We start from the raw sequence: 3,183 nt of genomic DNA, 5'->3' as shown, positions 1-3,183 counted from the left end.
GCATTGCAGGCATGTCCACAGCGTCGCGGCGTATGTACTCGTGTTTACACCACTACCCCGAAAAAGCCTAACTCGGCACTGCGTAAAGTATGTCGTGTGCGTTTGACTAACGGCTTTGAAGTTTCATCTTACATCGGTGGTGAAGGCCACAACCTGCAGGAACACAGCGTAGTGCTGATCCGCGGCGGCCGTGTAAAGGATTTGCCTGGTGTGCGTTACCACACTGTTCGCGGCAGCCTAGATACATCCGGTGTTAACAACCGTAAGCAAGCTCGTTCTAAATACGGTACTAAGCGTCCTAAATCGTAATTCGATTTAACGCTACTTAAACAGACCTTAAGTAAGGCCAAACCATCGTCTCATCGCTGTAAGGGCGACCCGGTGTTTGGATTTACCTGAAGACAAAGGAAGATAGAGATATGCCAAGAAGACGCGTCGCCGCTAAGCGAGAAATACTGCCAGATCCTAAATTTGGCAACCTGACCCTGGCCAAGTTTATGAACCACGTAATGGTCAGTGGTAAAAAATCAGTTGCAGAGCGCATCGTATATGGAGCTTTGGACTTGGTTAAAGAGCGCCTGAATACAGATCCGCTAGAGGCTTTCGATACAGCCCTAGAAAACATCGCGCCTATGGTCGAGGTTAAGTCTCGCCGAGTTGGTGGTGCCACGTATCAGGTGCCTGTAGAGGTTCGTCCTAGTCGTCGTACTGCTTTGGCTATGCGTTGGTTGGTTGATTACTCTCGTGGCCGTGGCGAGAAATCTATGCGTCAGCGTTTGGCTGGTGAGATTATCGATGCATCGCAGGGTAAAGGTTCTGCGGTTAAGAAGCGTGAAGACGTGCATCGCATGGCTGAAGCTAACAAAGCGTTCTCCCATTACCGCTTCTAAGAAGTTACACCAGAGTTTAATTGGGGAAGCATAGTGGCACGTAAAACGCCTATCTCAAGATATCGCAATATTGGTATCTGTGCCCACGTTGACGCGGGCAAGACGACGACGACAGAGCGGGTGTTGTTCTATACCGGTATGTCGCACAAGATCGGCGAAGTTCATGATGGTGCTGCGACCATGGACTGGATGGCTCAAGAGCAGGAGCGTGGTATTACTATCACCTCTGCTGCGACCACCTGTTTTTGGTCTGGCATGCAGCAGCAATTTGAGCAGCATCGCATCAATATTATCGATACCCCGGGGCACGTTGATTTCACCATAGAAGTTGAGCGGTCGCTGCGGGTGCTCGATGGTGCCGTGGTGGTTTTGTGTGGTTCGTCTGGTGTGCAACCTCAAACCGAAACTGTTTGGCGCCAAGCTAATAAGTATGAAGTGCCCCGTTTGGTCTTTGTGAACAAAATGGATCGAATGGGCGCTAATTATACTCGGGTCGTTGAGCAGTTGCGTACCCGCTTGGGTGCGGTCGCTGTGCCAATGCAGATGACGATCGGTAGCGAAGAAGAGTTTCGGGGCGTCGTTGATCTCATCAAAATGAAAGCCGTTATCTGGAATCAAGCTGATCAGGGTATGACCTTCGAATACGAAGAGATTCCTGCTGAGATGGTGTCTGCGTGTGAAAAAATGCGCGAGTACATGGTCGAGGCTGCTGCTGAAGCGAGCGACGAGATGATGGAAAAGTATCTTGAAGGTGGTGAGTTAAGCGAGGAAGAGATCAAGGCCGGTATTCGCAAGCGTACATTGGCTAACGAAATTATTCCGGTGTTCGGTGGTTCAGCCTTTAAAAACAAAGGTGTTCAGGCAATGCTTGATGCCGTTGTTGAGTATATGCCTTCGCCGACCGAAGTTAAGGCCATTGAAGGTACGCTCGACGATAAGAATGAAACGCTCGCCACCCGCGAAGCAGATGATAATGCGCCTTTTTCGGCGTTGGCATTTAAGATCGCGACTGACCCCTTCGTGGGTACCCTGACTTTCTTTCGGGTTTATTCCGGCAAGCTGGAAAGTGGTACGGCGATTATTAATTCGGTAAAGGGTAAGAAAGAGCGTGTCGGTCGTATGGTGCAAATGCACGCCAACGATAGGCAGGAGATCAAAGAGGTCTGGGCGGGTGATATTGCTGCGGCTATCGGCTTGAAGGACGTGACGACGGGGGACACGCTGTGTGATCCGAATAATGTCATCGTGCTTGAGCGTATGGAGTTTCCTGAGCCGGTAATATCAGTGGCGGTGGAGCCGCGGTCTCAGGCGGATCAGGAAAAAATGGGTATTGCCTTGGGTAAGTTGGCCCAGGAAGATCCGTCTTTCCGGGTCAAAACTGACGAAGAAACCGGTCAGTGTATTATCTCTGGTATGGGTGAGTTGCACCTCGATATCCTTGTCGACCGTATGCGTCGCGAGTTTAGTGTTGAGGCGAATATTGGTAAGCCGCAAGTAGCCTACCGCGAGGCGATTCGCAATACCTGTGAGATTGAAGGTAAGTTTGTACGTCAGTCTGGTGGTCGTGGTCAGTTTGGTCACGTCTGGATTCGTTTTGAACCAGGTGAAGATTCAAATGCCGAAGGACTTGAGTTTGTCAGCGAGATTGTTGGCGGTGTGGTTCCTAAGGAATACATCCCTGCAATTGAAAAAGGTATTGCTGAGCAAATGCAAAATGGCGTGTTAGCTGGATATCCCTTGTTGGGACTTAAGGCGACCGCATTTGATGGCTCCTACCATGACGTGGACTCTAATGAAATGGCGTTTAAGGTTGCCGCCTCTATGGCGACAAAACGGCTCGCTCAAGAGGGCGGTGCGGTCTTGCTTGAACCCATTATGAAAGTAGAGATTGTTACCCCTGAGGCAAACATGGGTGACGTCGTTGGCGATCTAAACCGTCGTCGCGGCATAATCTTGGGCATGGATGAATGTCTGTCTGGCAAGGTTATTAATGCCGAGGTACCACTGGCAGAGATGTTCGGTTATGCAACCGATTTGCGCAGTGCAACCCAGGGGCGGGCGACATTTACGATGGAATTCGAAAAGTATTTTGAAGCGCCGCGTAATGTTACCGAAGAGATCATGGCTAAAAACAGAGCTTAATTTTTAAAACCTTTATGCGAGGAATATATTGTGGCAAAGGAAAAGTTTGAACGTAATAAGCCCCACTTGAACGTGGGCACCATCGGTCACGTTGACCATGGTAAAACCACGCTGACTGCAGCACTGACCCGTGTGTGTGCGGAAGTGTATG

The 3,183-nt window shown here is 50.0% G+C and carries 4 protein-coding genes; all 4 read left to right on the top strand.

The window, feature by feature from the left end:
- A partial coding sequence (rpsL, locus tag ABYP33_RS18105; RefSeq protein ID WP_373092643.1) for a 30S ribosomal protein S12 occupies window positions 1-309 on the top strand: 309 nt, incomplete at its 5' end.
- Between the two features lie 110 nt (window positions 310-419).
- The gene (rpsG, locus tag ABYP33_RS18100; protein WP_008248375.1) at window positions 420-890 is read left to right on the top strand and encodes a 30S ribosomal protein S7; all 471 of its coding nucleotides are present in this window, start codon (window positions 420-422) and stop codon (window positions 888-890) included.
- Between the two features lie 33 nt (window positions 891-923).
- Window positions 924-3,032: an elongation factor G gene (gene fusA, locus ABYP33_RS18095; RefSeq protein ID WP_373092642.1), complete on the top strand. Its 2,109-nt coding sequence runs from the start codon at window positions 924-926 to the stop codon at window positions 3,030-3,032.
- 30 nt (window positions 3,033-3,062) lie between these two features.
- Window positions 3,063-3,183, top strand: a 121-nt coding sequence (locus ABYP33_RS18090) for a GTP-binding protein (protein WP_373092644.1), incomplete at its 3' end; no start/stop codon positions are given.

This window comes from Zhongshania sp. (genome assembly GCF_041584495.1).
In the GTDB taxonomy this organism is placed as follows: domain Bacteria; phylum Pseudomonadota; class Gammaproteobacteria; order Pseudomonadales; family Spongiibacteraceae; genus Spongiibacter.
Note: the sequence above shows the minus strand (reverse complement) of the source record. Positions and strands in the feature narration are given on the sequence as shown.